7 protein-coding genes are annotated in these 7,108 nt (G+C 66.7%); all 7 read left to right on the top strand.

Annotated elements, in window-relative coordinates; translation table 11 throughout:
• Positions 1-540 (top strand): flagellar basal body P-ring formation chaperone FlgA (gene flgA / locus ABNS06_RS08685; RefSeq protein ID WP_348673935.1); only part of this gene is annotated, 540 nt, incomplete at its 5' end.
• 122 nt (positions 541-662) lie between these two features.
• Entirely contained in the window at positions 663-971 is a 309-nt protein-coding gene (gene flgM / locus ABNS06_RS08680; RefSeq protein WP_348673934.1) for a flagellar biosynthesis anti-sigma factor FlgM, read from the top strand.
• A gap of 20 nt (positions 972-991) precedes the next feature.
• Positions 992-1,336 (top strand): hypothetical protein, encoded by a 345-nt coding sequence (locus tag ABNS06_RS08675; protein ID WP_348673933.1) that lies wholly within the window; start codon positions 992-994, stop codon positions 1,334-1,336.
• Positions 1,337-1,343: 7 nt separating this feature from the next.
• Complete coding sequence (locus ABNS06_RS08670) at positions 1,344-2,054, top strand: PilZ domain-containing protein (protein ID WP_348673932.1); 711 nt, start codon at positions 1,344-1,346, stop codon at positions 2,052-2,054.
• Positions 2,055-2,163: 109 nt separating this feature from the next.
• Positions 2,164-4,401, top strand: a complete 2,238-nt coding sequence (locus ABNS06_RS08665) for an EAL domain-containing protein (protein WP_348673930.1) — start codon at positions 2,164-2,166, stop codon at positions 4,399-4,401.
• Between the two features lie 125 nt (positions 4,402-4,526).
• Entirely contained in the window at positions 4,527-6,305 is a 1,779-nt protein-coding gene (locus ABNS06_RS08660; protein WP_348673929.1) for a hypothetical protein, read from the top strand.
• On the top strand, positions 6,302-7,108 hold an 807-nt coding region (locus ABNS06_RS08655; protein WP_348673928.1), incomplete at its 3' end, for an amidase. The genes ABNS06_RS08660 and ABNS06_RS08655, both read left to right, overlap by 4 nt.

Genomic DNA, 7,108 nt, shown 5'->3' with positions numbered 1-7,108 from the left:
GCCGGCGGTCTCGACGCCCGGTTGCAACTGCCGCGCTGTGCGACGGAACCACAGGGCATGCGAATGATCGGCAATCCGGCCAGCGGTGCAGCGACGGTGGAAGTCCGCTGTCTGTCCACACCCGGCTGGAAGCTGTTCGTGCCGGTACGCACGCAGCAGCGCAGCTACGTGGTGGTCGCCCGGTCGCCGATCGCGGCGGGCACGGTGATTGCAGCGGATCAGCTGGAACGCGTGGAACAGGCGGTACGCGGCGCGACCCGCGGCTACATGACGGACATTCCGTCGGTGGCGGGTCGGGTGGCGCGACGGCATATCGCCGCCGGCACGGTGATCCGGCCGCAGTGGTTCGAGGCGGCGAACGTGATCGACCGCGGTCAGACGGTGACGCTGGTCGCGCGAACCGGCGGCGTGGAGATTCGCAGCCGCGGCGAGGCGTTGCAGGCCGCCAGTCCGGCGGGGCTGCTGAAGGTCCGCAACCTGTCATCGGGCCGGATCATTGAGGGCCGGGCGCAGGATGACGGCACCGTGCTGGTCAATTAACGTTATTAAATTAATGAGTTACGACACATGACCGTTCGTCGGCGTCAAAAAACAATCGCTAAAGGATTCGTGAACGACGTCGATAACGTCAGTCATTCGACACAGAACGCAGGAGAACCATCGTGACCGGGAAGATCGATTCGTCCGTCGTAACCCAGATGACGACAGGCACACAGGGTGTGCAGGCCGGCAAGTCAGGGGCGGCAGGACACGCCAAGATCGGCGCGGTTCGCGAAGCCGACTCTGTCACCCTCAGTGGTCAGGGCGCGAACCTCAATGAACTCGTCAACGTGGCGCAGCAGACGCCGGACGTTGATGTACAGAAGGTGGCTGCGATTCGCGAAGCCATCGCCTCCGGCAGCTACCAGGTCAACGCCGAATCCATCGCCACCAAGATGGCGCACATGGAATGGCAGTTGGGCGGCCAGTGAACCCGCAGTCGTCTACGCTGATGCGGCTGGAAAGCGAGCTGGGCTCGCAGATTCAGGCGCTGGAGGCCGCCGCGCTGGGCCGCGACCCGGATGCGCTGCTCGCGGTGGCCAGCGAACTGGAAGCCGCGGTCACATCGATGCACGCGTCGGGTTTCGCCGAGCTGAACATCGACGATCCGGCGGACCGCTCCCGCATCGCGCAGACGCTGGAACAGTTGCAGGCGGACATGCGCAAGGCCTTCGCCGTGGTCGCGCAGCGTCGGGATCAGACCGGCGCCGCGCTGCAGGCGCTGGGCGCGACCTCACCCGGCGACGGTTACGGCGCGGGCGGATACGCTCGCGGCCGCGTGCTCGGGCAGGCCTGAGACGACGATGTCCACGGCGGGACCTCAACAGTGGCAACTCGTCGACTCGCGCGATGAGATCGTCACCCTGCTCACGCGCCTGGCGGAATCACGCCAGCCGGTCACGCTGACGCGGGCGGCCAATGCCTGCCTCAGCCTGCTGCTGCGGCTGGACACCCGAAACGACCGCCTGAATTTCGACGCGCCCCCCGGCGGCTTCGGTGCCCTGCGCAAGCATGCCGTGCTCCAGGCCCAGGCTCGGGTGCAGGGATACGGCCTGCGCTTTACCACCACCGTCGACGCGCTGGAACAGGACGGCACGCTGACAACGTGGATGCCCGGCAGCGTGGAACATTCTCAGCGTCGCCGCGCGCATCGCGTCAGCATTCCCCGTTCCATGCAGATTCGGGCCACCTTGTTTCCGCTGGGCGGTTCGCCGATCCGCGTCCGCGTGACCGACCTGTCTACCCAGGGTTTCGGCGCGACGTTGCGTTCGGAGTCCGCACGCGACCTGCATCCCGGCCGCGTCCTGGACGGTGCGTTCGGGCTCAAGGATTCGGCGTTCTACGCACCGATCACCGTGCGGGGCGTCCGTCAGCACGACGGCAGCTTCACCATCGGCGGCGAGTTCACCTCGCTGAGCAGCGGCGACCGGCGGGCCATCGAACGAGAGGTGGTCGAGTTGGAACGCTACTGGCGCCCCGGGGCGCAGCGACGCGTCTCCCCGCTCCGCGCCTGAAACACCGCACCGACCGCTGGTCACCGACCAGCGGCGTTCAAGACCGGCACAAATCGGCCGATTCACTCCGTATCAGTGACGGATCGTCCAGATCCCAGCGGAGTTTCCTATGGCGACTGTGTTCTCCATGACCGGTTCCACACTCAAGACATCGGCAGCCGACAAGGACAGCGTCAAGACCGTGACGAGTATCGAACGGGCGCCGAGTTTCAGCCCTCCCATCCTCAGCAGCGAGCGCTTTCACCACACACTCACCTACGAATCTCCCGAAGCCTGGCTGGACGCGGCCGTGGATGCGTTCCGCGAGCGCGTCCCATGCCAGCGGGTCAGCATCTGGCAGCGCATCGGCATGTCGGCGCAGTTCGAGGTCATGCACGGCGACGTGGACTGCATCCCGATGCCACCGGTCAGCCGCACCATCGACACGCTCTGCGAAGGCGAGCCGACGATCATCCGCGTCAAGTCCGTGGACCGCAGTGGCGCCTGCGTGAGCAACGGCCATGTCTGGCTGGTGGTGCCGGTGCTCGCCCGCGGAGAGTTGCGGGGCGCGGTCACGATCGAGCGAGCCGCCGACACCGACGAGTACACCGAGGCCGATGTGGAATCCGCCCGAACGCTGGCGGGCGCCATCGGCGAGGTCTGGAGCCGAAAGCGGATCAATGAACTCGAGGAAGGGCTGATGCTCAGCCTGGCGCGCTACCGGCTGCTGCACGAGCATTTCCCCGGACTCGTCTTCCTGCTCGATTCGGAATGCCGGATCGTGTCGATGAGCCTGTTCGCCGCGCGTCGTCTCGACGTCGCCTTCTCTGACGTCGCGGGATTCACCTTCGACCAGCTGTGTTCCAGCGAATCCGCGGTGGAACTGACCCAGGCCATCCGCCGATCGCAGGCCTCCCAGTCTTCCGAGCCCGTGCAGTACGAAGCCTATCTGCGGGGTCGTCGAGGCACGCCACTGCCGGTGGTGCTGTCGATCCGCACGCACGAGATGCCGCAAAGCGATCCGGTCACCCTGATTGCCGCAGAGGATTTGTCGCGCCTGCGCAAGGCCGAACGCCAGCTTCATCGGCGTGACTGTCTGGACCCCGTCACCGGCCTGCTGAACCGCTGGGAGTTCGAGCGTCAGGTGGCCGACGGCCTGATCCAGCTCGACGGCGAGGCGACCTGCAGCGTCATCTACCTGAACCTGGACCACTTCAAGGTCATCAACGAATCCACCCACCACGAGGCCGGTGACCGCTACCTCAAGCAGATCGGCATGGTGCTGCGCGACACGCTCGGTTCGGTGCCGCTGATCAGCCGCGTGGGCGCCGACCACTTCGCGATCTACCTGCGGGACAAGACCGACGCCGAAGTGAAGAGCTGCATGTCCAAGGTGAGTCGCGCGATCCGCTCCTACCGGTTCTCGGTCGACCGCCACATCTTCCGCTGCGGTGCCAGCGTCGGCGCCGTCACTGGCTTCGGCCCGGAACTGACCGCCAACGATTTGCTCGCCCGCGCCGAGCGCGCCTGCGAACGGGCGCGACAGGCCGGTGAACCGTTTCTCGACTACTGGGCGCCCCACACGCAATCGGGCGATGGCGGCGACAGTGAGGTCGACTGGGTCGCGCGTCTGCACGACGCGCTGCGCTACGGCCGCTTCCGCCTGTTCGCGCAGCCCATCGAGTCGCTCGCGGCGGACCGCGCCCAGCACTACGAGATTCTCGTGCGGATGATCGGACAGGATGGCGAAGTGATCCCGCCGGGCAAGTTCCTGCCCGCCGCCGAGCGCTTCGGACTGTCGGACGAGCTGGACCGCTGGGTGTTCCACGAGACGCTGGCCTATCTGCAGGCCCAGCACGCCGATACGGACGCCTGCATGTACTCGGTCAACCTGTCCGGCAAATCGCTGGCCAACCGCGAGTTCCTCGACGAGGTCGTCGCCACGCTCCAGCGCCACCCGACCCTCGCGCGACGGCTCTGCTTCGAGATCACCGAAAGTTCGGCCATCGGCCGCTTCGATGTCGCGTCGGCATTCATCCGCGAGGTGCATGCCTGCGGCGCCCATATCGCCCTGGACGATTTCGGCAGCGGCATGTCCTCGTTCGGCTATCTGAAGAAGCTGACCGTCGACTACCTCAAGATCGACGGCATGTTCATCCGCGATCTGCTCGGCGATCCCAGCAACCAGGCCATCGTGAAAACCATCGTCTCCATGGCCCAGGCATTCAACGTCAAGACCGTCGCCGAATTCGTCGAGGATCGGGATGTCGCCCAGCACCTGGCCGCCATGGGCGTGGACTACGTGCAGGGATTCGGAATCGGCAAACCGCGACCGCTGGCGGACAGGACGAGGCACCCCCGCGGCTGATCGGCACCGACGGTCGCGGTCTTCGCGGCGGGGAATTCCGGCGCGCGGTCGCGCGTGATCGGATGGCACGTATCGTGCGGCAGGGCAGCAAACCGGCCCATCTTGCCATCGCACGGAAACACCCAATGCAGCACCACCGCCTTCTTTCCCTGGCCGTCTGCTCGGCCCTGCTGACCGCCTGTGGCGGCGGCTCGGAATACGGTTCACCGACCGGCGGCTCGTCCCCGGGGCTGGGCCGTCCCGCGCTACCCCCCGTCGCCGACGTGGCCGCCGATCCCGCCGCGAGCGGATCGCTGGAACTGACGTCGACCGAATACGATTTCGGACGGATCACCGTCACCGACGAACAAACCGGCTCGACCTACGAGACCGACGTCCACGGCTACATCACCTACCCGACCACGTCGGATACTCCGATGCCGGTGCTGCTGTTCCAGCATGGTCGTCACCAGACCTGCGAAACCGGCATCGGCCAGTTGCCCATCCCTGTCGGCGATGACAACTGCCCCGACCTCGCCCCGATCATCTCCCCGGCGAACAGCTACCGTGGTTACGACTATCTGGTGCAGAACCTCGCCAGCCACGGCTATGCCGTGATCTCGATCGACGCCAACGACATCAACGACAACGACGGCAGCCCATCCGCCGGCGATGCCGGCGCGCTGGCCCGGGCCGAACTGATCCTCACGCACCTGGACGCGTTCCGCGACATCAACACCGAAGGCGGCCAGGGTTTCGACGATCTGATTGGCCGGCTGGACTTCGGCCACATCGGGCTGATGGGCCACTCGCGTGGCGGCGAAGGCGTGAACAAGACCGTGAGCCTGAACGCCGCACGCGACGAGCCGCACTCGCTCACCGCCGTGTTCTCGCTGGCACCCACCGACTACAACGCCCAGGACGTCACCGGCGTCACCTGGGCCACGCTGCTGCCCTACTGCGATGGCGACGTCGAGAACCTGATGGGCGCCTTCGCCTTCGATGCGGCTCGCGACCTCGCGCCGGGCGATGACCACCCACGCTTCCAGATTCTGGCGATGGGTGCCAACCACAACTACTTCAACACCGTATGGACCTCGGACGACTGGACCATTCACGGTACCGCCAACGACAGTCATTGCGGCGCCAACGCGGACAGCAACGAACGCGACGACCCGGAGGCCCAGCGCGCGCTGGGCACCTTCTTCATGGCCTCGTTCTTCCGCTATTTCGTCGGCGGCGAAACGGAATTTGCCGACTACTGGACCGGTCTGGCGGACGTGCCACCGACCATCTGCCCGGGCGGCGATACATCCGGCTGCCCGCAACGCTACCTCCTGTCGAGCTGGGCCAATGCGGACAACCGGCTGCCGATCGACACCACGCCGATGGAGACGGCGCTGACGACGAATGCGCTGGGCGGCGCGATCACGCTGGACGGCTTCGCCGCCTTCGAGGCCTGCACCACCGACGCCCGCGACGGAACCGGCTGCGGCAACTCAGAACCCACGTTCACCAGCACCGACCAGTTGCTGCTTCAATGGACCGCGGGTGCCACCTACACCAGCGACCTCGGCAATCTCGACGCCAGCGACTACCACGTGCTGACGATCCGCGCGGGCGTTTCCATCGGGGATGACGCCAATCTGGAGGGTCAGGATTTCGCCATCGCGCTCAGCGACACCAGCGGGCGCGTCGCCCGCGTGAACGCATCGGCCTTCAGCGCGGCCCTGTTCTATCCGCCCGGTGACGAATTTGACGGAGGCGGATCGCGCAAGCTCGTACTGAGCGACCTGCGCATCCCGCTGACGGCGTTTGGTGGCATCGACTTTGACCATCTGCGGTCGCTGGACCTGGAATTCACACTGACCGCGGCCGGCACGGTGCAGATCACCGATATCCAGTTTCAGCGGGTGACGCCGTGAGGCCGGCGCCGGCACGCTGGGCGCTCGCCCTCGCCACGGCGCTGCTGGCCGCCTGTGGCGGCAGCGAGCGGCTTTCCTCCGACGACACGCCACCACCGGCCGCGGTCGACTTCGAGATCGTGGAGGCGACCATCAGCGACGTTCACGCCGCGATGGCGGCCGGTTCTCTGGCCTGCGTGGACCTGGTCCAGGGCTATCTGGACCGGATCGACGCCTACGACCATCAGGGTCCGACGCTCAACAGCGTGATCGCGATCAATCCGGATGCGCTGGCCGACGCCGCGGCGCTGGATGCCGCCTATGACGATCACGGGCTGACCGGGCCGCTGCACTGCGCCCCGATCCTGCTCAAGGACAATTTCGACGCCGCCGGCCTGGTCACCAGTGGTGGGGCCACGGCGCTGGACAATGCGATGCCGCCGGACGACGCCTTCAGCGTCGCCGGAATCCGCGCAGCCGGTGCGATCATCCTGGGCAAGGCGAACATGGACGAGTTCGCATTCGGCTTCGTCGGCTCATCGTCGATGGGCGGACTGGTGCACAACCCCTACGACCCGACGCGGGGTTCCGGGGGCAGCAGTTCCGGTTCGGGTGCCGCGATCGCCGCCAGTCTGGCGATGTTCGCCACCGGCTCCGACACCGGAGGATCGATTCGGGTGCCCTCCTCCCTCGGCGGCCTGATCGGGCTGCGCCCGAGCCTGCGCCTGGTCTCGCAGGACGGCATCCTGCCACTGGCGCACTTTCAGGATGTCGGCGGCCCGATGTGTCGCACGGTGCGCGACTGCGCCCTGCTGCTGGACGCG

This window comes from uncultured Abyssibacter sp. (genome assembly GCF_964000955.1).
Classification (GTDB): domain Bacteria; phylum Pseudomonadota; class Gammaproteobacteria; order Nevskiales; family OUC007; genus Abyssibacter.
Note: the sequence above shows the minus strand (reverse complement) of the source record. Positions and strands in the feature narration are given on the sequence as shown.

Excerpts from the sequence above, each read along its gene's own strand:
- ABNS06_RS08675 (WP_348673933.1), top strand. The coding sequence starts at position 992 with ATGCGGCTGGAAAGCGAGCTGGGCTCGCAGATTCAGGCGCTGGAGGCC.
- ABNS06_RS08670 (WP_348673932.1), top strand. The coding sequence starts at position 1,344 with ATGTCCACGGCGGGACCTCAACAGTGGCAACTCGTCGACTCGCGCGAT.
- ABNS06_RS08665 (WP_348673930.1), top strand. The coding sequence starts at position 2,164 with ATGGCGACTGTGTTCTCCATGACCGGTTCCACACTCAAGACATCGGCA.
- ABNS06_RS08660 (WP_348673929.1), top strand. The coding sequence starts at position 4,527 with ATGCAGCACCACCGCCTTCTTTCCCTGGCCGTCTGCTCGGCCCTGCTG.